Annotated in this window: 22 protein-coding genes, 1 pseudogene and 1 riboswitch; of the genes and pseudogenes, 5 read left to right on the top strand and 18 right to left on the bottom strand. The window is 36.2% G+C overall.

Features of this window, described 5'->3' with window-relative positions:
* Positions 1-161 precede the first annotated feature (161 nt).
* From DCE79_RS05790 to DCE79_RS05775, 4 genes and pseudogenes are all read right to left on the bottom strand, one after another.
* A pseudogene (locus DCE79_RS05790) lies at positions 162-641 on the bottom strand (DUF2935 domain-containing protein); the annotation flags it as partial.
* A gap of 144 nt (positions 642-785) precedes the next feature.
* Positions 786-3,017 (bottom strand): 5'-nucleotidase C-terminal domain-containing protein, encoded by a 2,232-nt coding sequence (locus DCE79_RS05785; protein ID WP_369916808.1) that lies wholly within the window; start codon positions 3,015-3,017, stop codon positions 786-788.
* 244 nt (positions 3,018-3,261) lie between these two features.
* Entirely contained in the window at positions 3,262-3,816 is a 555-nt protein-coding gene (locus DCE79_RS05780) for a hypothetical protein (protein ID WP_108712163.1), read from the bottom strand.
* Positions 3,797-3,976 carry a hypothetical protein gene (locus DCE79_RS05775; protein ID WP_108712162.1) on the bottom strand — a complete coding sequence of 60 codons (180 nt, stop codon included), beginning with the start codon at positions 3,974-3,976 and terminating at the stop codon, positions 3,797-3,799. Before DCE79_RS05775 ends, DCE79_RS05780 begins: the two co-directional genes overlap by 20 nt.
* Positions 3,977-4,270: 294 nt before the next feature.
* Here DCE79_RS05775 and DCE79_RS05770 point away from each other — a divergent pair, with 294 nt between their 5' ends.
* Complete coding sequence (locus DCE79_RS05770) at positions 4,271-4,690, top strand: hypothetical protein (RefSeq protein ID WP_108712161.1); 420 nt, start codon at positions 4,271-4,273, stop codon at positions 4,688-4,690.
* A 213-nt stretch (positions 4,691-4,903) separates the two neighbouring features.
* Here the strand turns inward: DCE79_RS05770 and DCE79_RS05765 are convergent, their stop codons facing one another.
* From DCE79_RS05765 to DCE79_RS05745, 5 genes are all read right to left on the bottom strand, one after another.
* Complete coding sequence (locus tag DCE79_RS05765; protein WP_108712160.1) at positions 4,904-5,863, bottom strand: DNA/RNA non-specific endonuclease; 960 nt, start codon at positions 5,861-5,863, stop codon at positions 4,904-4,906.
* 498 nt (positions 5,864-6,361) lie between these two features.
* On the bottom strand, positions 6,362-7,123 hold the full coding sequence (locus DCE79_RS05760; protein WP_108712159.1) for a DUF2935 domain-containing protein: 762 nt from the start codon (positions 7,121-7,123) through the stop codon (positions 6,362-6,364).
* Positions 7,124-7,386: 263 nt separating this feature from the next.
* Positions 7,387-8,280 carry an SDR family oxidoreductase gene (locus DCE79_RS05755; protein ID WP_108712158.1) on the bottom strand — a complete coding sequence of 298 codons (894 nt, stop codon included), beginning with the start codon at positions 8,278-8,280 and terminating at the stop codon, positions 7,387-7,389.
* 339 nt (positions 8,281-8,619) lie between these two features.
* Positions 8,620-8,880, bottom strand: coding sequence for an alpha/beta-type small acid-soluble spore protein (locus tag DCE79_RS05750; protein ID WP_108712157.1), 261 nt, complete (start codon positions 8,878-8,880; stop codon positions 8,620-8,622).
* Positions 8,881-9,305: 425 nt separating this feature from the next.
* The gene (locus tag DCE79_RS05745; protein ID WP_108712156.1) at positions 9,306-10,601 is read right to left on the bottom strand and encodes an NCS2 family permease; all 1,296 of its coding nucleotides are present in this window, start codon (positions 10,599-10,601) and stop codon (positions 9,306-9,308) included.
* Between the two features lie 153 nt (positions 10,602-10,754).
* A riboswitch (purine riboswitch) is annotated at positions 10,755-10,855 on the bottom strand.
* Between the two features lie 828 nt (positions 10,856-11,683).
* Between DCE79_RS05745 and DCE79_RS05735 the strand changes: the two genes are divergently transcribed.
* A complete protein-coding gene (locus DCE79_RS05735) occupies positions 11,684-12,928 on the top strand; it encodes an erythromycin esterase family protein (protein ID WP_108712154.1) in 1,245 nt (414 codons plus the stop codon).
* Positions 12,929-13,050: 122 nt separating this feature from the next.
* Here DCE79_RS05735 and thpR read toward each other — a convergent pair whose 3' ends face one another.
* From thpR to DCE79_RS05700, 7 genes are all read right to left on the bottom strand, one after another.
* Complete coding sequence (gene thpR / locus DCE79_RS05730; RefSeq protein WP_108712153.1) at positions 13,051-13,623, bottom strand: RNA 2',3'-cyclic phosphodiesterase; 573 nt, start codon at positions 13,621-13,623, stop codon at positions 13,051-13,053.
* Positions 13,624-13,879: 256 nt separating this feature from the next.
* Positions 13,880-15,028, bottom strand: coding sequence for an S-layer homology domain-containing protein (locus tag DCE79_RS05725; RefSeq protein ID WP_159083057.1), 1,149 nt, complete (start codon positions 15,026-15,028; stop codon positions 13,880-13,882).
* Positions 15,029-15,399: 371 nt separating this feature from the next.
* A complete protein-coding gene (locus DCE79_RS05720; RefSeq protein ID WP_108712151.1) occupies positions 15,400-16,299 on the bottom strand; it encodes a hydroxymethylglutaryl-CoA lyase in 900 nt (299 codons plus the stop codon).
* 20 nt (positions 16,300-16,319) lie between these two features.
* On the bottom strand, positions 16,320-17,675 hold the full coding sequence (locus DCE79_RS05715; RefSeq protein WP_108712150.1) for a tripartite tricarboxylate transporter permease: 1,356 nt from the start codon (positions 17,673-17,675) through the stop codon (positions 16,320-16,322).
* Positions 17,672-18,112: a hypothetical protein gene (locus DCE79_RS05710; protein ID WP_108712149.1), complete on the bottom strand. Its 441-nt coding sequence runs from the start codon at positions 18,110-18,112 to the stop codon at positions 17,672-17,674. The genes DCE79_RS05715 and DCE79_RS05710 overlap by 4 nt, the downstream gene beginning before the upstream one ends.
* A 1-nt stretch (position 18,113) precedes the next feature.
* A complete protein-coding gene (locus tag DCE79_RS05705; protein ID WP_108712148.1) occupies positions 18,114-19,370 on the bottom strand; it encodes a hydroxymethylglutaryl-CoA reductase, degradative in 1,257 nt (418 codons plus the stop codon).
* A 139-nt stretch (positions 19,371-19,509) separates the two neighbouring features.
* A complete protein-coding gene (locus DCE79_RS05700) occupies positions 19,510-20,058 on the bottom strand; it encodes a helix-turn-helix domain-containing protein (RefSeq protein WP_108712147.1) in 549 nt (182 codons plus the stop codon).
* A 365-nt stretch (positions 20,059-20,423) separates the two neighbouring features.
* On the opposite strand from DCE79_RS05700, the gene DCE79_RS05695 reads away from it, so the two are divergent.
* The 3 genes from DCE79_RS05695 to DCE79_RS05685 all read left to right on the top strand — a co-directional run bounded on the left by DCE79_RS05695 (position 20,424) and on the right by DCE79_RS05685 (position 22,804).
* The gene (locus DCE79_RS05695; protein WP_234417343.1) at positions 20,424-21,293 is read left to right on the top strand and encodes a LysR family transcriptional regulator; all 870 of its coding nucleotides are present in this window, start codon (positions 20,424-20,426) and stop codon (positions 21,291-21,293) included.
* A gap of 177 nt (positions 21,294-21,470) precedes the next feature.
* On the top strand, positions 21,471-22,169 hold the full coding sequence (locus DCE79_RS05690) for a CoA transferase subunit A (protein ID WP_108712145.1): 699 nt from the start codon (positions 21,471-21,473) through the stop codon (positions 22,167-22,169).
* On the top strand, positions 22,169-22,804 hold the full coding sequence (locus DCE79_RS05685) for a 3-oxoacid CoA-transferase subunit B (protein ID WP_108712144.1): 636 nt from the start codon (positions 22,169-22,171) through the stop codon (positions 22,802-22,804). The genes DCE79_RS05690 and DCE79_RS05685 overlap by 1 nt, the downstream gene beginning before the upstream one ends.
* 115 nt (positions 22,805-22,919) lie before the next feature.
* Here DCE79_RS05685 and DCE79_RS05680 read toward each other — a convergent pair whose 3' ends face one another.
* Together DCE79_RS05680 and DCE79_RS05675 are read right to left on the bottom strand one after the other, a co-directional pair.
* Positions 22,920-23,603, bottom strand: a complete 684-nt coding sequence (locus tag DCE79_RS05680; protein WP_108712143.1) for a 4'-phosphopantetheinyl transferase family protein — start codon at positions 23,601-23,603, stop codon at positions 22,920-22,922.
* The gene (locus DCE79_RS05675; RefSeq protein WP_108712142.1) at positions 23,603-26,749 is read right to left on the bottom strand and encodes a non-ribosomal peptide synthetase; all 3,147 of its coding nucleotides are present in this window, start codon (positions 26,747-26,749) and stop codon (positions 23,603-23,605) included. The genes DCE79_RS05680 and DCE79_RS05675 overlap by 1 nt, the downstream gene beginning before the upstream one ends.
* Between the last annotated feature and the right edge of the window lie 27 nt (positions 26,750-26,776).

Genomic DNA, 26,776 nt, shown 5'->3' with positions numbered 1-26,776 from the left:
GATTTTTATAGACATTTACATGCTTATGTTTTTTAATTCGTCATCTAGATAAAACAGATGATGCAGGAAATACCATGAAGGTAACACTTTGCTGCTAGTGTTTTTAATTTTAAAGGCGCTATTCCCTTTTATTGGAATAGCGCCTTTTTTATATGCTTCTACTAATCGCTAGCCGACTGTGCTACTTTCATTAAATAATACTGTTCCTCCCTCGCCATATGGTCAGCCATAGACGCAGAAAAGATTCCTAACACTTCCGCGCTCAACTCCAATTCTTCAAGCTCATTTAAAAAGGTTTTAAATAAGCCCATTTCCACTTCCACCTCATGGTTAAATCGATTTAACGCCGGGAATTTCTGGATATTCGTACGTAAATAGCCCGTTAATTCGACTGCTTTTAAATGAAACTGTTCAAAGTGTTTCGTGAACGCACTGCTTTTTTCCTTTAATCTTTTTTCGACACCATCCAATCGGTCATTAATGGCACCTGCGTGACCCGATGCATCGACCAACCAGATGAGATGATGATGTAATTCGTGAAAGATTGGTGGCACTTCCCCTTGTTTGAGGTAATTTAATATCAGTAAGTATTCTTCTAATTCGTTCACCATATGATTCAGAAAAGTAGGTGTTAGTTTTATGAGGAAAATTCACATGTATAACAGATCAGCAAAAAAGCGACATACAGACCAACTGTTTCCTCTCTTGTACACTCAAAAGAAGGGGCTTGTCCAGAATACTTCTGGACAAGCCCCTCTTTCATTGACAGTTTTAGAATTTAAACATTATTTTAGTAAGTTAATGTAACGACTGTACACATAACCTTTTTTCCCTTTGTAGGAAATGACATACCAGCCTTTTTCTTTGCCAAGAATTTCGATTTCTTTGTTTTTAGAAATAGCGCCTAACACTTTCCCACTGTTGGCAGCTTTTGAGCGAACGTTCAATTGATAAGCTTTTACTTTTCCTTTTAATGCTGCTGGTTTAACTGGTTTGTCGGTCTTGTTCGGTGTTGCTGGCTTAGCAGGCTTATCCTTTGAAACTTCTGGCTTCGCTGGTTTATCAGTTGGCACTGCTGGTGTAGCCGGCTTTTCTTCATTGTTTGGTACTGCTGGTTTATTTAATGCTTCAACCAAAGCTAAATAAAATTCACCTGTTGTTTTAACTTTTACAAATTGAGCAGGATCGACATTCGCTTTTGTTGATAATGCGTTGATTTCTTGTTTTGTAATAGCATCTTTTACATTGATAGATGCGATATTAGTGTACTTTCCATCTTCTGTAGTAGGTACTGCTAGAATACCTTTATTGACTAGTTCTACAACTGCTTTACGTGCTGGAGATTTTGTATCTACTCCGACAATTTTCCAGTTGCTTTGAATCGTTGGTTTATATTCGCCCTTCTTTTCGTCCTTTAAGTATCTAATGGCAAGATTGCGAATGGTACCACCCGTTTCGCCATAGGCACTTTCATCTTTCGAGGACCAGATCATATTGAATTTACGCCCTTCTAACGCTTGTCCTTTAGATAGAAGGAAGTCCATTCTATATGCATTCATCCCTAGCGTTAAATGATCCTCTGCTTTAATCGGAGTTCCGTCTAGCTTTGTAAGGTTTTTAATACGTTTTCCTGGTGCCTCGGATAAGTCGATATCGTATTTCACATTTCCGAAGAAGTCATTTGTACTGTATTTGGATGCACGACGAGTTTTATCAAAGCTTACTGTCACGTCTCCATCACGCGTACTATTAAAATAGCCAACTGCCCATTCCATATAATCTTTTAAATCTTTTCCTGTTACTTCATAGACAGAAACTTCCCCTCCAGCAAACTGGTAGTTGTAAGCAATGTCTTTTTTCTTTATAGGTCCAATATTTAAAGAGGCTTTGTCATTGTCAATCTGGTGCGCTACCACATCTGCCTTACTATAATGAAGCATCACTTCATGGAAAAAGTCAGACAGAGGTGTTTCTTGGACTTGTACTGCTGGGATACCTTCTATTTCATTTGCTTGTACAAGGTTTGTCCCTTTTAATTGAGCGACCACCACATTAGCATCTGCACGGGCAAATTCATGATAAGGCTGTAATATTTTTTCCAGTTCTTCATCAGATTTTACCATAGTTCCATCTTCCGCTTTCACGGGGATGGTAGAAGCGTCCTTGCCCTTCAGCGTTAACTTATCTCCTTCTTTAGAGAAGGTAAGATCAATTCGTGAAATATGTGTACCGTATTTTGCTGGCTCGGTAACTAGAACTCCATTTACATCTTCCTTATTTATCAACACATGATTATGTCCTGCAAAGATTGCTGCAAGCTCAGGTACTTCGTTGGCAATGTCCATTACACCTGTTCCAGGATTACCATTTTCATTTTCAAGACCCATATGTAAAAGACCAATCATTACATCTACTTTACCTTCTAGCTCTTTCACCGCTTTTTTCGTTTCTTCTACAGGATCCTTGACTACTAGACCCTTAAGATGATCCGTACCTTTTTCATATTGTGTGATTAATGGCGTAACCATTCCTATTACTCCAACCTTTACTCCATCACGTTCGATAATGGTATAGGCAGGTAAAAAACGTTCCCCATTTTCCTTGTATACGTTACCTGCTAGTCGAGGTCCTTTGAATTGACTAGAAACCTTGTCCAAAACATCTAAACCAAAGTTAAATTCATGATTACCAAAAGTCCATGCCTCATAGCCCATCTCATTAATCGCTTGAGTCATAGGAGATAGTGGTTGATCGTTGAATAGCTCTGCAGAATTGTCCTGTATCAAGTCTCCATTATCCAATAAAATAGTATTTGGACTCTCCGCACGCACCTGCTTGATAATTGTATATAATTGCGTTAGGCTCCCAGTTACATTCGGTCCATCTATCGCATAATCCCATGGCATAAATCGACCATGAATATCAGAAGTAGCTAGAAGTGTTATATTCACCTCATTTTCTTCTGCATGTGCAGGGAGCTGTTTGATAAAAAGCCCATTCCCTAAAAATAAAATCACAACTAAAAAACTTGACACAATCCTTTTCCAATTAAACAAATTTTTCGCCTCGTTACTGTTCAAATTTTAATAACTATATTATTATACCATTAGGAATTAATTTTCAGAAGTTGCAAATTATAGTTAATCATTTGGATTGTTTTCACACCAAGGTGGGGGCGACGACCAGGTATATCATTAATTAATAAAATTGGGCTGACAAGAAAGTTTTTACTTTCTAGTCAACCCAAATTTTTATACGATATTAAAAAAGCTTTACAATATACATAACAAAAGTAACTACTAATAATAAAGGCATAGCTTGCTGTGGCAATAGCAGTTCGATTTTGCGTCTAAATACAAATGCCACAATGAAGATAATGATTATTAAATACAACAAATAGCCTCCCTCTGCGATGATAGGCGTTGCAGGTGCAAGAAATAAAATGGTAAAAGCCATTATGAAAAATACAAGACGTCCTACAATTTGTGTTACACGTAGGGATTTCTTTGCCGCAAGTATTAAAAATGGCATTGAAATAACGATGCCACCAATTACCCCTCCTGGAATAATAGTATGGTCAAATCGCATCGCAATGTATAGCGTCACTAATAATACAGCCGCTGTTAATGCATCTACTACCATCCTATTTGTGAGATAAACATAAAGGCATATTAGTAGACAAAGTAGCATTCCTAGCATAATCAACACTTTCGGTGTTTCTAGAAAAAATATAATATCACCAATCGTTAATAATGCATACCATGTGATCAAGACAAATAGCCATTTATGTAAGGCTTCAAACTTTGTTTGCTGCACTAGCTTTACCCATCCAAATTGTAAAGACAATATAAATAAGACCTGTTAAAGCCGCCATATAGACTTTCGGCACTATGTTTTCTTCTCCATCAAACATTGTAAGCGTCAAGAAAATTATTGTACATAAATATGTAAGAATCGATACTAACATTTTCTTCATACAAACTCCTCCTGTTTCCATCATTATGGCACAAAAATTTTAGAAAAAAAGTATATTTTCCCCTTTTTATACAAAATATAAATCACCCTATCAGGTTCTGGATGCTAATATAATTTGCTAGAAACCTAGTCCCTAAGTACCCTATAAAACCGTACATTATGATACTATGCCAAACCGATTAAAATTTTAAAACGCATCATTGGCTAGATAATTATGCTATCTATATATAGAAAACATCTTTTCTTCGTGGTTTTTGAGAAGTTGTGCTATATTCAAATGGTCAGGAGTGAGTTGATGAAAAAGTTTTTAACAATTACCGTATTTATTGTTGTTTTACTCGGAGCAGCCGGCTATGCTGTATGGCATTTTGGTACAAATATCGCTTCCGAAAAAATAAGTGAAAAAATTGAAGCTACTTTAGATGACGAAAATCTAAAAGAAGTAAAATCCTATATCGAGAACGATTCGAAGGTTCAAGAAATTGTTAGCGAGGCAGCAACTACAAATCCGCATACTCTTCCCTTCCAAACTAAGGAAGAAGCGACACGTGTGTTAATAAAAAAAGTGGGCGTTAATCGTTTACTTGATATTCAGGAACAAGCGCAAAACGGTTCAATTAATAAGGATAAAATAATATCCGAAATTGAAGATAAACTATCTGAAGATGAAATTTCTGCATTAAAGTATGTTTTATATAAGGAATTGAATAAATAAGACTAGCCATTTAATAGTATTATTTATAAAAGCATACAAGCTGAGATTCATAGAAGGATTTTCAACACAGCTATTTTTTATTTACTTACACTAACTCCAACCATGCGAAATCCTTTCAATGTGTGGCGTGTATAAACACATGGATGCTGGTGGGTTTAATTAATTAGGCTCGGTTCCTATTTACGTGGAATCGAGCCTATTTTCTTCTAGGGCTTACTCACCTACCGTACCATCCTTATCAGCATCGTGCATATAGGGGTATAACCAGTGATCACTCGTTATTGGCATACTGTAACCTGCTGCTTTTGCTTCTTTAATCGTCACCTGTCCATTACCGTTTGTATCCACGCTAGAAATATCTTCAGTACCATTCGAAGCATTGGGTTTATTAGAACTTGTTGACTTATTTGAGTTAGTTGATTTACTTTCAGTTAATCCTAGAGATTTATTTATTTCATCAGGGTTGCCGTTATCAAATTCATCTACAATTTTATTCCCTTTTAAAGTGTAAGTGTACTTGTAATGAGAAGGAATCTGCGTTTCCGTATTAGGATATGTGATTGTTGCTTCAAAATTAGTAGCTCCTCCAGCTTTACGAAGGGCATCTTCCATATATGCTTGATCACCATGTCGGTTAAGCGTACTATCTTGTGGCGTAATATTATAAGCATTTGATACCCCACCAAGAGAATCTGCAATAATATGCCCTTCATCTAAATCTGCTCTTTCGACACCAGGGACTTTTGCCTCATCACGGTAGTATCTTCCAGACGATGTTACAGGTTCGGTACGATCATCTTGTAGAACGATTTCTTCAGCAATGACATGTACTAGTTGCCCGTATTCATTCGTAAATGCATAGTAATGTCGGTCCCCAAAACCAATGTCAACGACGACGCTAGGTTCGCGATATCCAGACAAATCACCACCATCAACTTCAATTAGTTTGTATCCTGAGAATAGGTCATTATTTGATTGTGTTGGTATTTCCTCTACTACTGGTTTATCATCTGTAGTGATTGTTTCTTCTTTTCCATTATTATTTGTATTAACTGTGGTTACTTCTTGTGAATCTGTTTCTCCATATGTAATGGATGCATCTTCTACGTTGGTACAACCAACTATAAAGATGGCAGTTAAAAGTATGATTAAATAGTTTACTTTCTTTTTCATTTTAGGACTCCTTATAGCATTTTTTTACTGAACATTCTAGAGATCTTTGAATAAAACATAAATTAACATTGTTAACCTATTTATAATTATAGTATATTACAATATTAATTATATTACAGTAGATCCTTAGTGTTCAAATATCTCTTTCATCCTGCCAAAAATTATATTGCAAAAAGGAGCGAAGAAAATGAGGAGTAGAGGTAAAAAAATTCTTATTACATTGTTACTAGTATGTTTTTGTCTAATTGTGATTAGATTTATTATTAGGTTTTTGGACTTCTGGATTTCTAAATAAGCTCAAAGTCCGAGAATATTATCCTTTAATTTTTCGCAATGGAAAAAAACGAGCGCCACTCAGAGAAGGCGCTCGTTACATAGAATAATTTTTTGATTTACAAACAAACTATCGACATTAATCTTCCTAGCTAGTGATCATTTTCTGTTGAAATCAATTACGGATTTTGAGTTCGAATACTGTCGCTATACTTGATTTGCTCCTCATTCAGCCGACTCTGCTAATTTTATTAAATAGTACTTTTCCTCCCTAGCCATGTGGTCAGCCATAGACGCAGAAAATATCCCTAACACTTCCGCACTTAACTCCATTTCTTCCAGTTCATTTAAAAAAGTTTTAAATAAGCCCATTTCTACTTCAACCTCATGGTTAAATCTGTTTAACGCTGGAAATTTCTTCACATTAGTACGTAAATATCCAGTTAATTCTACTGCTTTCAAATAGAACTGTTCAAAGTGTTTTGTAAAAGTACTGCTTTTTTCCTTTAATCTTTTCTCTACACCATCCAATCGGTCATTAATGGCACCTGCATGACCAGAGGCATCTACCAACCAGATTAGATGATGATGTAATTCGTGATATATTGGTGGCACTTTCCCCTGTTTGAGATAGTTTAATATACGTAAGTATTCTTCTAATTCGTTCACCATATGGTTTATGAAAGTAGGTGTTAAATGGATTTTCATTTCGCTTGTTAAGTGGCGTTCAATAAGTGATAGTTTGAAGGTCCTTAAATATTTTACTGATTCTTCAACATTATTAGTGAAAAGAATCGCATTGGATTCGTTAAGTGAACTTACTTGAGAAAGAAGTTGATCGAAGTGATTGATAAAGGAGGCAGCTTTAGAAATATCCTCTATTTGAGAAGGATATAGCGAATCATAGATAAATCGTGAATGATCTCCTAATACCTGAAGCCAAAACTGATGTTCAAAAACAGCACTCTTCAAATAATCATTTTCCATGCTATTTACATCCCCTTTTTTTCCACTGGTATTCAATTTATTCGACTCGGAATTATTTTATGAGAAAAGTTCAAACTTAATACCGTTAGACAGATAATCCACAAAGGAGTAGTACAGATCACCTTTTCACTCTTTTATCTGCATTTTTTTTAGACGTACCTACAATTAAATGCCTCCTACAATTGGATACATAACACCAACTGTAGGAGGCATATCAATATTTATTAGTTTTACGGGGTTTTTATTTAGACTAACATTTTAGATTACAAGTTGATTGGCTCGCCACCCGTAACCCCATAAATCTGACCGGTGATATAACTTCCTTCATCGGAGGCCAGAAGAACATACACTGGCGCAAGCTCTACCGGCTGTCCCGCACGACCAAGAGGAGTATTTTGTCCAAACTTAGGAATTTGTCCTTCCAATTTTCCATTATCCAACTGCAATGGTGTCCAAATTGGTCCTGGTGCAACGCCATTGACACGCACCCCTTTAGAAGCAAAGTACGAGGAAAGAGTTACCGTAAAGTTGCTTATCGCACCTTTTGTAGCTGCATAATCCATTAATGATGTCGACGGATCGAAGGATTGAACCGATGTGGTAGTGATAATCGCACTTCCTGGTTCTAGATGCTTTTCGGCGGCTTTTACGGTCTCAAACATGCTGATGATGTTTACTTTGAAGGTATCATGCACTTGTTTGATTGTTAAATCACTTAGAGTTGGCTGTGCAATTTGTTGCGCAGCATTCAATACTAGCGTGTCCAATCCCCCAAACGCTTCCACTGTTTTTGTAACAATCTCTGTCGCAGAACCATCTTCTCGCAAGTCATATGGCAGCAGTAATGCTCTTCTTCCTGCTTTTTCAATTAATACTTTGACTTCGTTGGCATCCTCCTCTTCACCAGGGAAGAATTGTATGGCCACATTTGCACCTTCACGCGCATAGGCAATGGCGGCGGCACGGCCTATTCCAGAATCACCACCAGTAATCAAGGCATTGCGCCCTTCCAGGCGATTGTTTCCTTTATATATTTCTTCTCCGCAGTCAGGTTTAGGGTTCATTTCATTCTGTAGCGCTGGAGTATTCTGCTCTTGATTCGGGAATTTTCCTGTATGAAATTTCTTGCGTGGATCAGTTAGATGTGGGTTTCCCATCAAAATCATCTCCTATCTTGTTTAATATTTATAGCCAAAGAATAAAAGTTCAGAAAAGCTTTTAACACACTTTTAAAACTTTCATAAACTAATCTCTGTTACATTTTTAAATACCCAATAATCATTACGTTAAACAGCGTCAGTATTAAAATGCATCAAACAAATCAAACTAATAACCCCGAATAGATCCACTTTTTTTAAAGTGTCCACTATTCAGGGCCCAGTTCATATCCAATTCATTTCACAAAAATGTTTAAAAATTTGTTATGCAGCTCTCGTTTCTCTAGTCACTTTTCAAAGACACTATATCAAGTGAAATTTGAGCCATCCACCATTAATTTACTGATCTTTCTTTATGTTTTCTTGTGCCATTTTAACTAACTCTTTCACCATACTCCCTCCGATTTTTCCGCCTACTTTACCAGCTTCAGCAGAAGTAAGTTGACCATTATAGCCATCTTTTAGGGGAATACCTAATTCTTTAGCTACCTCTAATGCTGCATCTTCAGGATTTTTAGTACCGATGACTTTCGCTTTTAATTGATCAAGCTCTTGTCTAGCTTCGGGTACAAGGATTTTATTTCGATTTTTCTTTGCCATTTGAATCACTCCTTTTATACTAGCTTAGACAATAAAGAGCAAAAAATGAGTAGCAGATAATGTTAATCATTTCATCAATTTCTTATTCACATTTTTTAGCATCAGTACCTTTAATGAAAACTTTCATTTGGATTTGGATTTTTTTCGATGCTCTGCAAAAACTCTAGTAGCAAACCATTATTACTAGCAGCAATTGCATTACTTGTTATATTAAGTGGTTTAACTTCCTCTAATTTTTGATAACAAAAAAAAGGATAGATAGAGCAAATAAGCTCTTCTATCCTTTAAGGTTATATACGGTTTAATCCATTAATTAAATTACCCAAAGAGAATGTAGGTCATTACGTTCTTTCGATGTATGTTCCTTTTGGCGTTGCTTTCTATCTACTCGCAACTGTGTTCCCCTAGGTCTCTAATGCTCTTTCCTATACGATAAACGCAAAGTATGAAATGAATAATAAACAAAGCACATACATAATTGGGTGAACTTCTTTATAACGCTTTTGTGCTATTAAACAGATTGGATAGAAAACAAAGCCTAAACCAATACCGATTACGACGCTTGAAGTAAGTGGCATCATAATAATTGTTAAGAACGCTGGAATAACAATTTCTAACTTCGTCCAGTTAATTCGACGGATTTCCATTGCCATTAACGCACCAACAATGATTAATGCAGCAGATGTGACTTCGACAGAAATAACACTTACAAGTGGTGAGAAAAATAATGCAACGACGAAACAAGCTGCAATGACAACTGATGTAAAGCCAGTTTTACCGCCAACAGCAATACCAGCAGAAGATTCAACACTTGTTGCAGGAGTTGACGTACCTAAAATGGCACCAATGACACCTGTAGCTGAATCAGCAAGTAAGCCTTTCCCGATGTTAGGAATTTTATTATCCTTCATCATACCAGCTTGGCTCGCTAAACCAATTAATGCACCCGCAGTATCAAAGAATGCAACGATTAAAAATGTGAAAATAACGGTTAATGTTTGTGCATTGAAAATGTCACCTAAGTGCGTAAATACAACACCAAATGTTGGCTCTATGCTTGGAATACTACCTACAATTGATGAAGGAATATCGATTAATCCAAAGATCATACCAACAGCTGTAGTAATAACCATCGCGTAGAAAATACCGCCGTTAATGCCACGTACTAGCATAATAACTGTCAGAATAATACCAAGAACCGCAAGTAATGTCATTGGTGAAGTTAAATCACCAATTGATACGAATGTATCTGGGTTACCAACAATAATACCGCCATTTTTTAAGCCGACAAATGTGATGAAGAAACCAATACCAGCCGCGATGGCATATTTTAAATCGATTGGAATGATGTTAATAATTTTCTCGCGGATTTTGAATAAGCTTAAAATCATAAAAATGACACCAGCTACAAAAACGCCCGTTAACGTAACTTCCCAATCAATCCCCATCCCAATACATACAGAAAATGTAAAGAATGAGTTTAATCCCATACTAGGTGCCATTGCAAATGGGAAGTTTGCCAGTAAGCCCATTAATAATGAACCGATGATCGCAGTAAGCGCAGTTGCAGTAAATACAGCCCCATGATCCATGCCAGATTGGCTTAGGATAATAGGGTTTACGACTAATATATATGCGATTGATAAGAAAGTTGTGATACCCGCGAGTGTTTCCGTTTTATAGGAAGTACCACGTTCCGCAAATTTAAAAAAGTTTTTCATGTTGTAATCTCCTATTTATAGATTAAAGATAGAAAGGGAATGATGCCGAGTTCGTTTTTACAACCAACTTTTTTATTTTCCCTTAATAATAGAAAAAACCTTGACCACAAAATGAGGCCAAAGTTTTCTCTACAAAACGGAATAAAAATATATCATTTATTTTCCATTCCTTGTAGTCAGCTATTTATTGGTAGCTGGTAGAAACTTTCAAGCCGTATTCTTGAACTTATACAAGGTAAATATCTTCTTTTTAAAAACAATAGGAGAATAATATCAAGTTTAATTTAAAACGTCAATAGTATAAATTGGAATAAGTTTTTCTAATAAAATAAGTAAAAATATTCGAAAAAGAGCGAAAAATTGAAAAGAAATTAGATCTACAAGAAAATCACAGTAAACCAACTCGCCACAATTCTTCAGGTTTGCTAGTACCGATTACCTTCGTTTTTAATTGATCAAGCTCTTTTCTAGCTTCATGTACAAGAATTTTGTTTCGATTTTTCTTTGATTCCTTTTATACTAGCATAGGCAATAAAGAGCAAAAAATACTAGCAGAAAATGTTCATTTCATCAATTTTCTTTTTCACAGTTTTTTATGCATTCTACACATTACAGCAATGGATTTTTAACACAGATAAGACAGAAAACAAAAAAAGAGTAAACAGCCTACAAATGTTGTTATATCACGTTTACAGGCTATTCTCCTTTGAGACAATTTCTGTACCAAACCTCGTATATAGCCTATAGTATAATATCACTTACTATATAGATCATTAAGAGATAGGTGGATACAGAATATAATAAGAATACAAACTGGTAGGAGGTGAGCTTTTAACGATGGAATTTTTCGTAATATTTATTGTGTTGCCGATAGTCGGAGTTATTTGGTTCTTAAATTTAGTCACCTTTATTGAAAAGCTCCATAAAGGTAAAAATACGCATAACCAAAAAGTCTTAGGTAGCGTATGGACTTTCCTATTTATCGCTTTGCTGTTTTATTGTTTGATTTGGTTAATAGGTTAATATTTCTAAATAAAATGGTTAATAATAATGAGAATTCATTTTTTAAAAAGGAGTTTCTCATGACAAAAAAATTAATGAAGGCTATTTCAGATCATTCCTTGCCATTAAGTGACATGAGTTTAAATAAAATGGTGGAGGCCATTGGAGATGCCAAAATTGTAATGATTGGTGAAGCGTCCCACGGAACATCCGAATTTTATACAACTCGTGCGGAGATTACGAAAAAGTTAATTGAACATAAAGGATTTCAACTCATTGCGGTAGAGGGAGATTGGCCATCCACCCAAGTAGTAAACCGATATGTAAAGGGCTACAGCACTGAAGGTGAAACTGCAAAAGATGTATTAACGAAAGCTTTCCAACGTTGGCCAACATGGATGTGGGCAAATGAAGAAGTAGCAACCTTTACAGAATGGCTAAAGGAAAACAATAGAAATTGCGAAAAAAAAGTAGGCTTTTATGGCATCGATTTATATAGCTTATTTGAATCAATTGATGAAGTATTGAAATTTTTATCGAATAATCCGCAACATCAAGTTGACTTAGAACATGCTAAAAAGGCTTTTACTTGCTTTGAACCGTATAATCGAAGTCATGAGCATTACGCCCTTTCTGCAATTCAATTTTCCGATGAATGTATTAGTGAAGTCGTTAGCTTATTACGCTCATTACGGAATCATAAAGAACATTATTCGAGTAAGCAGGAAGAAGATTTAAATGTCGTGATGAATGCGCTCGTAGCAAAAAATGCAGAATCGTACTACCGAGAGATGATGTCAGATGAAAAATCGTGGAATACGCGTGATTATCATATGGTGGACGCGATTCATGAATTACGCAACTATTACGGAGAAGAAACAAAGATTATTCTGTGGGAGCATAACACACATATTGGGGATGCTTCTGAAACATCGATGAAAGATGAGCAGCTGATAAATGTTGGCCAAGTTATTCGAGAGCAATGCGGGAAGGATAACACCTATGCAATTGGTTTTGGCACGTATGAAGGCACTGTAATTGCTGCAGATCGTTGGGAAGACCCTTTTGAAATCATAAAAGTCCCACCTGCAAAACTAAGCAAATGGGAAGGCCAACTCCACGCAGTGAGTCCATATGATAAAGTATTATTATTTAATGATGAAAATAGAGAATTGTTTAATGATTGGATTGGTCACCGTGCGATTGGTGTTGTGTATAATCCTGAGTTTGAGGCTTACGGAAATTACGTTCCTTCTAGAGTTGGTAGCAGGTACGATGCTTTTATTTATATCAATCAAACGAACGCTTTACATCCTTTTCAATAATGGCAATAAAGTAAGAAACGCCCTAGAAGTACCACCTACTTTTGGGGTGTTTCGACGGTAAAGTATTGTACTATTTCGATCTCCCCTTCTGTATCATGCTTTTTTCTTCATGAACTGCTCATCTAACCTTCTACTAAAGAAAACGCTGCAATTGATTCATATTTTGGTGTATTTTCTAGATTTGATTTGTATAACACGATTTCACTTACTTGAAAAGACAAAACCTTTTCTCCAAAAGGATTATGTGTGGCTAAATCGCCCATTTTGAAATCTTCAATTCCTCCCCATTTTCGGGCCAATGTGATATGGGGATGATAGCGCCGTGTTTCTAAAGAGAAGCCCGCCGCAAGACAAGTTTTATGGACAATTTCTTGAAGTTGAAATAATTGATTCACTTCATTCACTGCTCCCCAAAAGATGCGAGGAGATTTTTGAGGACCAAACACATTTAGTCCTTCAATCTCTAACTGAAAAACCTTTTGTTTCTTAATGGCATCGCCAACTAAGCTAATAACGGGCGAAAGTTGTTGTGGGTTTACTGAACCAAGAAAAGCAAGGGTTATATGATAATCATTCAAATCCACCCAACGTTTAAACTGAAATACTGGTTTAATTTGAACCAGTTCATCGTGAATTGTTTGTTTAACACTATCCGGAATACGTACTGCCCAAAAATAATGGGTCTCTCTCTCCATATACTTTCACCTCTTTTTATATAGAATTGGTAAATGTTCATTATAAGATACGTATGGATTTAAAAGAAATGAAAGAAATGAAAGAAATGAAAGACATTAAATCCATGGCATAGTTTATATAGAAGGCAATGGAAATATACGTAGAGATGTTACCACTTGTTGTATTAACGGAGGCTATAGAAAATAAACCGCAAAATTTAATTTGTGGTTTATTTTCTATTAATATTAAATTTTTTTCAATTTCAAGATCAAAAGCTTACTTTGCTTCCTCAATTGCTTGATTGGGATTGTTCGGGTTGTTCGGGTTGTTCGGGTTCGGATTCACTGGCTCTGGATTTACCGGAGTCGGGTTCACTGGCTCTGGACTTACCGGAGTTGGAGTCACTGGCTCTGGATTTACCGGAGTCGGGTTCACTGGCTCTGGATTTGATGGTAGTGTAAGGACTAGTTCCTCTAGTTCCTCCACTTTATCATCAAATCGATTCATAAAGTCAGTTAACCTGGCCATTACTGTACCTAAGTTCTTATATGTTACAGGTCCTTTTGGATTAAATGTTCCATCTGGGTATCCTTGAAATAGACCAAGTGCTACTGCTGCTGCAACTGCATCTCTTGCATATTCTGAAATACTATCTGTATCACTAAATTTAAGGTCCTTTCCCATTCCTGTTACATCTATACCAAGTATTCTCACAAATATAACAGCCATTTGTTGTCTTGTTAAATCTTTATCAAAACCGAATATACCATTACCAGTTCCTGAAATAAAACCTGCTTTAACAAAAGCCTCAATCGCTTCAAATGAAGGATCATCTACTGGTACATCACTAAAGGTCCCAAGTGCTGTTCCCTCATTCGAAGTAACATCATCCGAAAAAGCATCCACCTCAGCGGCAGTAGTAGGTGTACCCGACAAAGGAGATCCTGTGTTCCCTGAAGCTGCTCCTCCATTCGAAGTAAAAGCACTTAAAAAAGGATTCACATCAGTGGGTACCAAAGGGGTAGAAACAATACTCACTATTTGAGATGCTAAAATAGCTTTCGCCTCATCCATATCTGTTGATGCGTTGTTTAATGCATTAACCCAGAAAGTAAGCCCAGCAGTATCCGGTACTCGTCCAAAAGTACTTTGATATAAAGTAGTTACAAATTGTTCGTGTGTTTGACTGCTAGAATAGTTCGATGTGCTTTCAGGTGCAGTTAAAAATCCTTGAGTTATTGCTGAAACACTACCACCTGATGAGAGTGCATTCGACCAAAAAGTTAATCCATCTCTATCCGGTGCTCGATTAAATAATGCTGTATATAAGTTAGATATTTGTATTATAGATTCTTGTTTGCTGATCGTACCAGATATACTCCCAGCGACCGCGGCATAAGTAGTAGAATACATAGCATTAAACATAAAAACGATACTGCAAAAGACGACTAAAGATTTTAATTTTATTTTCCTCATAATAACCCTCCTGTAATTCTTCAAACAAATGAACATATTCACTCCAATAAAAGGTACCTATTATTTAATATTTACATTTCTTACAAGTAAAGAAACTTAACATAACCACCTTTCTGCTTATTGATTTGGTGTTGTTTTCAAGACATACCATTGGCTGACATTTTAATTTTATCACTTTCTATAAAGACTTTTCTTAATGAATTCTTAATGAAAATAGCCTGCTTCAAGAGGTGTTTCATAAATTTCCATTTGACAATTATTTGGTCCAGAAAAAATAAAAAGAGTGTAGCCATCATCAGCTACACTCAAAATAAAATATTTTATTTACTACTCTGCACCTTATAAATTTTACTATCGAGTTGCTTATTAAGTGCTTGTTGGATAAAGTTTGTTGCTTCGTATAACTTATCTTCATCAATATTTGTCTCGATTTTGAGTCGATGAAGGAAGTTGACAAGGTCATTGGTAGAGATGTTACCGCTTGCTCCAGGAGCGTAAGGGCAACCTCCTAATCCGCCTATTGAGCTATCAAATTTTGTCACACCCATTTCCAACGCCGCATAAATATTGGCTAATGCACGCCCATACGTATCATGAAAATGAAGTGCAAACAGTTTAGGGTCATAGTTGTTAAATAGCTCTGACAAGATTTCCTTCACTTGTACTGGATCTGCAACACCAATTGTGTCACCGAGTGAAATTTCCTTCACGCCCATTTCAATATAAGCGTCGATGATTTCTTTAATCTTTTCGATGCTTATATCATCACCAAATGGACTTCCAAATACAGTTGAAATATATCCTCTGAGTGGGATTCCTTCATTAGTAGCAATTTCTGCGACGGTTTTCAAATTTTCAAGTGACTCGGCAATCGTAGCATTTAAATTGCTTTTATTATGTTCTTCTGAAGATGAAATAAATAGAGCAATTTCATCAACACCTTGTTTAACTGCGCCTTCTACACCTTTTAGATTGGGTACAAGTGCAGCATAAATGATACTTTCATTGCGTGTGATCTGTTCTAAAACTTCATTATGATCTGCTAGAGCAGGAATCCACTTTGGACTGACGAATGAAGTTACTTCAATATAATTCAATCCTGTTTTGCTCAATAAATTGATCCATTGAACTTTTACATCTGTCGGGATAATTACCTTTTCATTTTGTAGTCCATCTCGCGGACCAACCTCTCTAATTTCAACAAATTTCGGTAGTACCATATGTGCTACACATCCTTACATTAAATTCCGAATAATTTTAGCATTATCCAGCTTGAAGCATAGAATACCATGAATTGTACGCCAGCACCAACACCTAAAATACGGTTCAGTAGTCCCCCTACAGTAGCAACAGTAAATGTTAATACAACACCTAATAATTGTGCTTCATTATAAGCAAGTAGGAAGGCAAGACCAATAAACATAGCAACGATTGCTTCTTGGCTAATATATTTTAATACTAAAACTGAAGCTTTACGTGCATAGTTCATCGAAAATGGATAAGCGATTAATGCACTAATACCTAGTCCAATTAAACCGAATATAAAGAAGTCCCATGTCGACAACATTGTATGTAAGTTATTGATTGGATCAACACTAAATACAGGTGGCGCATTAAATAATGGTGAAGCAGGACCGAGTGCAACAGGGCTTAAGGGAATACCGAATGCAATTAATGGAATGATTACTTCTGCGATATAAGTAGATTCAGTAACACCATTCATAACGGTTAAGCTAGTTGTAGACTTTTTGTAAGCACCTTTTGTTCTAGAGCCGACAATTTCACCCATTAAAGATGTCATACCTACTGGGCTGAATACAAACGTTAAAGATGAGATAAATGTTGTGATAGCTGTAAAGATAGATTGCTCTTTTGATAGAATTTTGAATGGATTAGGGAAAAAGCCCTTCCATGCTTTTGTTTCGGGTGCAAGATTATATTCATTCGGTTTATTTCTGATTAACTCATGTTTAGCAATTGGCGAAGTAGCCATTAAAATATTACTAAACATTGGACCGATTGCAATCCCTAAAAAGAATGTGATAGATAAGTGTTTTTCAAGTAATGAAAAGCTCATAAAATCTAAAGATTTGATGAAAAATGCAAAAGGAATAATGATTAAAAGACTTGCCCATTTCCCTTTAGAGAAGAAGGCGATTAAAATGGCAGCAAGTGTGAAAATAATACCTGATGATGATTTAAAGAAATCTGCAAACTGCCCTAAAAAGCTTCCTAAAAGAATTGATGTCGGTAAAGCGATAAATGCACCAAGAATACCACCAGAAATCATTTTTCGTAAGGCAACATGTGGCATTCCCATGCGACGTAATGTGTTAGCATGATCGATTAATGGTACAGCAGTCGTATCTCCAGGAATACCTAAAAGTGCTGTTGGAATAGCATGTGTTAAATGTTTTGCTAGTACAGCTGCCATGAAGAAGGCAAATACACCTTCAGGAGGAGCACCTAATAAAATGACTAGTAATGTAATAGGCACCATGATTGCTGTTTCATCTGTACCCGAGATAAGGCCGATAATCGTGAAAATGATAGCTCCCAATAGTGCAAAGAGCATGGCTACTAAATAAATACTCATTTCTTATCTGCTCCTTTCATGCTTTCTATGTTTGCTAGTACACCTAATTCTTCAAGTTCTTTTCTCGTTACAGCATCTTCCTGAATTAAGCGAATCTCTTCATCGATATCTAATTTTAAATCTTCATAAGCTTCTCTCATTGAAGTAGCGGATGATTGATCATCTAGAAGTATTCGTTTTGGTCTGAATAGCGTTGTATTAATTGCGACAATAATTAATATAGCAGCAATACCTGTTAGCAGAGAGTAAGAATTGACCATATTCGCCTCGGCAAATTTAGGGAATAGCCATTGCCCAAACTCATAACCTAAAAGGCTAGCAGTGACACTTAAAATAATCGAAATAATAAGTTGATTACTAGAAACTGTATCACCAAGAATTTCAATGAATTTTTTTTCTTTAGGTTCATTGTTTTTATTACTTTGCGAATGCGCCATTTTATTCACCTCTTAAAGCGTTCGTAATTTCTAAAATACGATCGTAGCGGAAGTCTTTTTCTTCTACAGCTTGTTGAACAACCTGGTCTATTAATTCAGCTGTTGCACCAGCCATTACAGCAAGATTTTTTGCGTGAAGACGCATATGTCCTGATTGAATACCTTCAGCAGATAGTGCACGTAAGCTTGCTAAGTTTTCAACTAGGCCAACAGCAGCAATGTTACTTGCAAGTTCTTCAGCTGTTTGTACACCCATAATTTTTAATGCTGTTTTTGCTACAGGATGTGTCTTTGTTGCACCACCGATAATTCCTACAGCCATTGGTAGTTCTAATGTCCCTACAAGATTACCCGCTTTATTAATTTCCCATGTTGTTAGGGAACGATATCTACCAGATTGCGAAGCATATGCGTGGGCACCAGCTTCAACAGCACGTGTATCGTTACCTGAAGCTAATACAGCTGCCGTAATACCATTCATGACACCTTTATTATGTGTAGCTGCACGATATGGATCAGCATCTGCAAATTCATATGCACTCACGATATTTTTAGCGACCTCAATACCGCCTAACATTTCAACTGAAAATTCGCCACGAGCTCTTATAATACGTTTATCTGCAAGGTTCGAAATAATTCGTAGTACTACTTTTCCGTCTGTAATACGCTCGATTAATGGAGAAACTGATTCTGCCATCGTGTTAACAGCATTTGCCCCCATAGCGTCTTTTGTATCAACGATTAAATGTATAACGACCATTGTTTCTTTAGCCGTTTCGATAAGATGCACTTCGATATCTTTAACACCCCCACCTAAGCGGACTAAAGTTGGATCTTTTTCATTGCAATGTTCTATAATTTCATTTTTATGTTCGAAAATTTTAGCTCTGGCTGCGTGAGGATCTTCAATATTTAAAATTTGGATTTGACCACGCATGACAGTCCCTGAGCTTGAAGTAAAAATCCCTCCCAAATCATAAGCCGCACGCGCAGCATTACTAGCAGCAGCAATAACGGATGGTTCTTCTGTAGCCATTGGAATGAATACGTCTTTACCATTTACTTTGAAGTTTGCTGCTACACCTAATGGAATAGAAATTTGTCCGATAACATTTTCTACCATAGAATTGGCAAGTTCTAAAGAAATACCGCTTCCTAAAGAAGCTATTTCCTCTGTTGATAAGTTTGATTTTTCTGCAATAAGTTGTAAGCGTTCCTCAACCGATAGTAGATAGAAGCCTTTAACACGTGATGTCATTTGTATTCCCCCATTAAATTCAAAAAGTGTAATTCCATTCAACTTAGTTGAATGGTATTACACTAATATAAAGTAGAATTATTTATATGTAAATAGAAATATTGTATTTTCGATAATATTTTTGTTTTAACTAGATAAATTATTCATCTACGTATATTGTAAGTACTTTTGAATTTTCGGGAGAATTATTGATGAAAATATGTTCCTTTTTACCAGAAAAGTACGCAGAATCGCCTTTATCCAATGTATATAGTTTATTATCGTACTTCAAAAGTATGCTTCCTGTAATCACATAAATAAATTCATCATTATCATGTAGATAGGGAGTTAAGTTTTCTGCCCCATTATGAACAGTTACGATCGAAGGATTAATATTACTCATATAAGATTTATTTGCTAATAGTTCATATTGATAGCCAAGTTCATTTGTTTCGACAGTTTCAGCACGTTGTTTTTTAGAGACGATTGAAATACCATCGAATTCTTCCTGTATAACAAACCATGCCATTGGAACATGGAAGATCCCTGCAATTTTGGATAATGTAGCGAGACTTGGCGTTGCTTTAGCGTTTTCAATTTTGGAAATATGACTTTTAGTTAGCCCGATTAAATCTGCTAGTTCCAACTGAGACATTTTCGATTTTTTGCGCATTTGCTTAATTTTTGAACCTACTTCTACTAAATTCATTTAGATTAACACGACCTTTTCGTATTTTTCACTTACTGCTATTGTATTTTTTTATAGAGAAATAGTAAAACGTTTTATAGAATCAATATTTTCTATAAAAAAATTTTGTCTTCTCTAGGAAATAATCACCCTTGTTTACCCTATAGTATGAATGTGCTGTATCCGTCAATCCCATATGTTTCTAATGCAATTTTGTTGAAAACTACGCGTATATCTCTTCATCGGCTTAATCCTGTGCTCAAGTCTTTAGATTTTAATAAAATCTTTCCCTCCCAAATATGATATCGTACACTATATAACTAATAATTTATAATAATTAGTTATATTTGAACGTGAAGGGGTTAGTTATTTTGGAAATAAGGGATTTGAAAAATTTTATTAAAGTTGTAGACCAGGGAAGTTTTACGAAGGCTGCAGAAGAAATGTATGTTACTCAATCATCTTTAAGTAAAAGTGTGAAACGTTTGGAGATACATTTCGGAAGCCAGCTGATCGTTCGGATTAAAAATAATTTACATTTATCGGATATCGGCAAGATCGTTTATCAACAAGGCCGTGAAATTATTAATTCCGTCAATGATTTGAATCTCTCTATTAATCAAACGAAAAATGGTGAATACGGAAGTATTTTATTAGGTATTCCACAATTAATCGGTACACTCTTTTTCCCTAAAATTGCGAAAGAATTTTATGAATCACATGGCAATATTAAAATCGAGCTGATCGAAAATGGTGCAAAAAAGTTAGAGCGAATTGTTACAGATGGAAAAGTTGATATTGCATTGATTGTAAAAACACAATTAACAAAAGATAATTATGATATTTATCCATTTATTGAAGATGAGTTTTATATATTTTTAAACGAGGATCATCCACTTGCAAATCGTACAGAGATTTCTATTTCAGAATTAAAGAATGAAAAATTCATTATATTTCCCGAGGAATTTACTTTGCATGACTATATTATTAATACCTGCAAAGCACATGGTTTCTTCCCTAATATTTTGTACAAAAGCTCTCAATGGGATTTAATATTGGAGCTTACTGCCTCTCATAACGCCGTGACCTTACTACCTAAATCTATCTATACCAAAAACGTCAATAAAAGAATAAAATTAATCAAAATAAAAGGAAAACCACTGTTATGGTCATTAGTTTTCATTACTCTAAAAGATTCCTATAAATCATTTGCGCTTCAGAGCTTCATTAAAAATATCGATTCCTTTAAGCCTTAATATTCCGTTTTGGAATAATTAGAAGTCTCTTTATTCGTTTTACTGATTTTTATACATAAGATAGAATCCTAATTAAATAAGGAGCGAAAATAGAAGTATTACATATAGCTTAGGATTTTCCAAAATGGATATTTCTAGATATTGAGTCAGTGTGAACAACTATAGGAGGCTATTTTTATGAATAAAGTTTTTGAATCCTTTGATAAGGCTGTTGAAGATATTAAAGATGGTGCAACATTATTAGTAGGTGGATTTGGTCTTTGTGGTATTCCCGATCACTTAATTGCTGCCATTCAAGCAAAAAATACAAAGGACTTAACCGTTGTTAGCAATAACTGTGGCGTCGATGATTTCGGTCTCGGTTTACTACTAAAAAATCGTCAAATCAAGAAGATGATTGCTTCCTACGTAGGCGAAAATAAAACATTTGAGCAACAATTTTTATCTGGTGAATTAGATGTTGAACTAACACCTCAAGGCACATTAGCTGAAAGACTCCGCGCAGGAGGTGCCGGTATTCCAGGCTTTTATACAGCCACAGGGGTCGGAACGCTCGTCGCAGAAGGAAAAGAAACAAAAGAATTTGATGGAAAAACATATATCCTTGAAAAGGCCATTCAAGGTGACTTTGCTCTTGTAAAAGCCTGGAAAGCCGATCCATCAGGCAACTTACTGTTTCGTAAAACCTCTCGTAATTTCAACCCACTTGTAGCTACTGCTGGGAAAATTACAATTGTCGAAGTTGAAGAGCTGGTCGAAATCGGTGAACTAGATCCAGATGAAATTCACTTACCGGGCGTTTATGTTCAACGAATTATTCATAGCCCTCATTTTGAAAAACGTATTGAACGCATAATGCTAAGGGGGGAAAACTAATGGATGCACGCAAAAAGATTATCAAAACTGCTGTTCAAGAAATTGAGGACGGCATGTACGTGAACTTAGGAATCGGCTTACCAACTCTCATTGCCAACGAAATTCCTGCAGACATCGACGTCTTTTTACAATCTGAAAACGGCCTACTTGGTATTGGCCCCTACCCTACAGCAGAAGAAGTGGACGCAGATCTCATAAATGCAGGTAAGGAAACTGTAACAGCCAGACCAGGCGCTGCTTACTTCGATAGTGCTAGTAGCTTTGCCATGATCCGTGGAGGCCATATAGACCTAGCCATTCTAGGCGGTATGGAGGTTTCACAAGCAGGCGATCTTGCCAACTGGATGATTCCAGGAAAAGTAGTTAAAGGCATGGGCGGTGCTATGGATCTAGTCGTAGGTGCAAAGAAAGTAATCGTCATTATGGAACACACAAATAAATACGGCGAATCAAAGGTCAAAAAAGAATGCATCCTTCCATTAACAGGGCGCGGTGTTGTTCATCGTCTTATCACTGATTTAGCCGTATTTGATTTTCAAAATGGTGAAATGAACCTAGTAAAACTACAAGAAGGCATCACACTTGAAGAAGTAACTGAAAAAACAGAAGCTGAATTTGTGAATAAATTACAATAACTCTAAAGTCGAAAAGCCACCTATTCGAAAAACTTTCAGATAGGTGGCTTTTTGTCGTTTATACTACAAAGGTGCGCTATTTTAATGTCAGTTTTCTACTGTCTAATTAAGCCACTTAATATACGAGCTGATTTCTGTTCAAGATTATTAATGGTGTAACTGCTGGTAGCACTTTGTCCCAACATACAGAAATAGGGTGTTCCGAGTCAACATAAAACAATTGTGTATGAACGTCTTTATGCTTACTTGTCAATTCTACCGTATCCAATGACTTGGCGATTACATCTGAAAATAGCCCCGTTTTATAAATAGCCTCCTTCTTTGTCCATAGCTCATAAAACGAGTTTATTCGGTTTTGCTTAGACTTTTCATTGATCAAATTAATTTCTGCCTCTGACATAACATAAGCCATTACCTCTTCATTAAAATGAGCAATTTTTTCAACATCAACCCCAACATGGCCATCATTGGTCATAGCCATAACGATCCACTCACCAGAATGTGAAAGATTAAAATCGCCCTTCCAATGATTTTCGCCAACAAGATATGGGCGGCCAGTTTTATCACGAGCAATTTGTATATGTTGAAGATTTGTAAATGTTCGGATTGTCCATCTTACTAGTGCGCTCCCTAACAATGCTCGCTGCCGGTCCTGCCAATGCTTGTACTTCAGAATCCTATTTTGTTCTTCATGTGGAAGTTTTATTAAGAATGCACGCCATTCCCATTGCAATAATTGAGGACCAATAGGAAGAGCGAATAAGTGGATTTCCCTTTTTATGGCCTCAGAATTCGGCATCACCTAACGCCTACTAGCTTTGGCTTTGGAAAATAGCCCATTTCAATTCCATATTTAATCATTGTCCAGAGAAAATCGGGGTTTGGCTCTGCGCATATGACATCTGTGTTCTTTAGAAATTCCTGCGTCTTATTACTATTAAATATAAACGGTGAATCACTTGCTCCATCGCCTTCAAGCTGAGCAATTGCTAAGGTTAAATAATCTTGTAACTCTTTTGGATGATCCCCATGCAATAGCCATTTTTCATATTCTTCTGCCGATACAATTTCTAACTCATAGCCAATTTCTTTTATATCTTCAATAAAATCTAGATATCTCAGCGGTACAGGGTTACACACATGGAAAATATGCCCGTTTGATTGTGGTTGGCGAGCTAATGCAACAAGCGCCTGGCTTGCATAATTAATCGGTGTAAAATCAACATACCAGTTTGCTTCTGGTGTTTTGCCTAAATATAGCATTGATTTAATCATGCGATAAAAAGCATTATCATCCATATTACGTTGGAATTTCCCTGTTTCAGAATGACAAGTTAAATTTCCCACTCGATAAATTGTTACCGGTATCTGTTCCATCCCAGCATTTCTCACAATATTTTCAGCCTTTAGCTTACTTTGGTTATAAACATTTTCCAGCGTAACATCATAATCAAAATCACCATACTCTTGGGCATGTCCCCATTGACTTGCAGCAAGTTCTTCAGGAATGCCAATTGTTGAAACGTGATGAAAATGAATACCGGCTTTACGTTTCGCCAGCTCAAGTAAATACCGAGTTCCTTCAATATTGACATCATGAAAATGATTAGCTGCGCCGAAATGTCGTACATCGGCACCACAATGAATAATCGCATCGATTTCTTCAATAAGTTTGTGCTCGTCTTCAACTAATAAATTTAGCGCTTTTTTACCCAAATCACCTTGTATAACCGTGACCTGCTTATCTATTATTGGGACAATGGCATCACCAAAATAATACTGCATACTTTCTTTCAATTTTTCATCCAGTGTTCCGTGTGAATTTTGTCTGATTAAACAGTATACATGTACATTCGTTTTATTCAAGAGTTCATATAATACATGACTTCCTAAGTAGCCTGTTGCCCCAGTTAATAGCACCGTGTTCATTGGCAAAGGTTTTGTGGTTGGATCGACTGGTAGAGCATTTGGTTCCATTAAATCCTTCAATACATAGTCAGTTGTTCGTTTAGTCGTATCATTATGCTCAGGCTGATAATTACTTATATACGTATCTAGTTCTGCAATGGTTTGGTATTGGAAAAAGTCTTGTATTTTTAAAAATGGCACATGCTTTTTTACTTGGACAAGAATCTCCAGTACTTTGAGCGAATGTCCACCACTATGAAAGAAATTATCATGAATTCCGACACGCGTAATACCAAGTACATGTTCCCAAGCATTAGCTAACATAAGCTGTATATCATTTTCGGGCGCATCATAATGACTTGTGAAAGAGACTGCTACATCTATTTCAGCTAACTGTTTTCGGTCTATTTTACCAGTGGCGGACAATGGCATTTCTTGCATTTCAATCAAGCGCTCCGGTACCATATATTCTGGTAGATTGCTTGCTAAATACCCCCTGATTTCATCTTGTTTTAGTTGTGTACCACCTGTTACTGTATAAAAAGCAAATAAGCTGTTATTTCCATCTGCCTTTTTCTTCGCGAGAATCACTGTTTCTTGTATACTCGGGTGATTACTTAACACGGCTTCAATTTCCCCTAGCTCGATTCGAAATCCTCTCACCTTGATTTGAGAATCTTTGCGACCCACAAATTCAATTACTCCGCTTGGTAATAGACGCACTAAATCTCCTGTTCGATACATCCGTTTTTTAGGATCATCTGAAAATAAATGAGGGACAAATACTTCCGTCGTAATTTTAGGCTGGTTTAAATAGCCATCAGCTAAGCCGATTCCTGCAATACATAATTCTCCTATTACATTGGGTGGACAAAGCTGACCATCTGTATTCACAATATACATTTCGTAATTTGCAATCGGTTTGCCAATTGGAATACTTGATTGACTGTCTTTTACTTCTTTGTCCACTTTGTAATAGGAAGACAATACTGTACATTCTGTCGGTCCATATACATTCACAATTTCCGTATGTATTCCGAACTTTTCTTGCCACTTTTGTAAAATAGCAGGCATTAACGCTTCTCCGCCAACAGACAAGTATTTTAACGATTTCAATGAATTCTTATACTCCCTTGGAAGATGAGTAGCTAACTGTGTAAAGAAAGCATTTGGTACTGTTGCCGCTGTAACTTTTTCACGCTTGATCATATCAGCAAAAGCCTCGATAGATACGCGTTCTATACTTGTTAGCATATGTAATCTAGCACCGGAGAAAAAAGCAGTGAACGTTTCAGTGATTGAAGGATCAAAACTATAGGAGATAAATTGAGAATAGACATCCTGCTCAGTGGATTGATAAATTCTTTGATGCTCTGTTATTAAGTTGATAACTGCATCATGTCTGAGCATCGTTCCTTTCGGCTTGCCCGTTGATCCTGATGTATAAATGATATAAGCTAGATCGGTTGATGCGACATGGGCATTGATATTTTCTTTAAAAAACGTTGTTTCCGTGCCGTCTAATATCAACACATTGCGGGAGTTAGAATCGATAAGTGGTAAATCATCAAGTAAATGAGTATGTTCTTTTTTCGTCAAGATAAACGGAGCACTTGTATCATTTAACTGGTAATGACAGCGTTCTTTTGGATAACTTGGATCAATCGGAACATATACCCCTCCCGCCTTCAGAATGCCTAACAGACTGAGTATCGTCTCCTTGCTACGTTCCATGAGAATGGCAACATAATCCCCTTTTTGTAGTCCATTTTCGATTAACATATGTGCAATTTGATTCGAACGTTCATTTAGTTGACGATAAGTCATGACCCCACCATCGAAAGACAATGCAATTCTTTCAGCAAACTGTGCTGCAGATTGATAAAACATCTCCGGTATAGTTTTCTCTTTTTCATAAGATGCTTTCGTCTGATTTAACGCTAGATATAATTGTTTCTCCTCATTCGTCAACAGTTGCGTTCGATCGATCGGTAATAGATGTTTTTCATTACTTTTCAAATTATAATCTGGTGTCATTAAATCAACCCTTTGTTTTAAATTCAA

The organism is Lysinibacillus sp. 2017 (assembly GCF_003073375.1).
Taxonomy (GTDB): domain Bacteria; phylum Bacillota; class Bacilli; order Bacillales_A; family Planococcaceae; genus Solibacillus.
Note: the sequence above shows the minus strand (reverse complement) of the source record. Positions and strands in the feature narration are given on the sequence as shown.

Bases quoted from the DNA above. Each gene is read 5' to 3' on its own strand.
- thpR (WP_108712153.1), bottom strand. From the start codon at position 13,623: ATGGAGAGAGAGACCCATTATTTTTGGGCAGTACGTATTCCGGATAGT.
- DCE79_RS05715 (WP_108712150.1), bottom strand. From the start codon at position 17,675: ATGAGTATTTATTTAGTAGCCATGCTCTTTGCACTATTGGGAGCTATC.
- DCE79_RS05720 (WP_108712151.1), bottom strand. From the start codon at position 16,299: ATGGTACTACCGAAATTTGTTGAAATTAGAGAGGTTGGTCCGCGAGAT.
- DCE79_RS05750 (WP_108712157.1), bottom strand. From the start codon at position 8,880: ATGGCAAAGAAAAATCGAAATAAAATCCTTGTACCCGAAGCTAGACAA.
- DCE79_RS05700 (WP_108712147.1), bottom strand. From the start codon at position 20,058: ATGAATTTAGTAGAAGTAGGTTCAAAAATTAAGCAAATGCGCAAAAAA.
- DCE79_RS05775 (WP_108712162.1), bottom strand. From the start codon at position 3,976: ATGAAGAAAATGTTAGTATCGATTCTTACATATTTATGTACAATAATT.
- DCE79_RS05685 (WP_108712144.1), top strand. From the start codon at position 22,169: ATGGATGCACGCAAAAAGATTATCAAAACTGCTGTTCAAGAAATTGAG.
- DCE79_RS05765 (WP_108712160.1), bottom strand. From the start codon at position 5,863: ATGAAAAAGAAAGTAAACTATTTAATCATACTTTTAACTGCCATCTTT.
- DCE79_RS05705 (WP_108712148.1), bottom strand. From the start codon at position 19,370: ATGACATCACGTGTTAAAGGCTTCTATCTACTATCGGTTGAGGAACGC.
- DCE79_RS05690 (WP_108712145.1), top strand. From the start codon at position 21,471: ATGAATAAAGTTTTTGAATCCTTTGATAAGGCTGTTGAAGATATTAAA.
- DCE79_RS05745 (WP_108712156.1), bottom strand. From the start codon at position 10,601: ATGAAAAACTTTTTTAAATTTGCGGAACGTGGTACTTCCTATAAAACG.
- DCE79_RS05725 (WP_159083057.1), bottom strand. From the start codon at position 15,028: ATGTTTAATGCTATGTATTCTACTACTTATGCCGCGGTCGCTGGGAGT.
- DCE79_RS05755 (WP_108712158.1), bottom strand. From the start codon at position 8,280: ATGGGAAACCCACATCTAACTGATCCACGCAAGAAATTTCATACAGGA.
- DCE79_RS05735 (WP_108712154.1), top strand. From the start codon at position 11,684: ATGACAAAAAAATTAATGAAGGCTATTTCAGATCATTCCTTGCCATTA.
- DCE79_RS05770 (WP_108712161.1), top strand. From the start codon at position 4,271: ATGAAAAAGTTTTTAACAATTACCGTATTTATTGTTGTTTTACTCGGA.
- DCE79_RS05710 (WP_108712149.1), bottom strand. From the start codon at position 18,112: ATGGCGCATTCGCAAAGTAATAAAAACAATGAACCTAAAGAAAAAAAA.
- DCE79_RS05680 (WP_108712143.1), bottom strand. From the start codon at position 23,603: ATGCCGAATTCTGAGGCCATAAAAAGGGAAATCCACTTATTCGCTCTT.
- DCE79_RS05675 (WP_108712142.1), bottom strand. From the start codon at position 26,749: ATGACACCAGATTATAATTTGAAAAGTAATGAAAAACATCTATTACCG.
- DCE79_RS05760 (WP_108712159.1), bottom strand. From the start codon at position 7,123: ATGGAAAATGATTATTTGAAGAGTGCTGTTTTTGAACATCAGTTTTGG.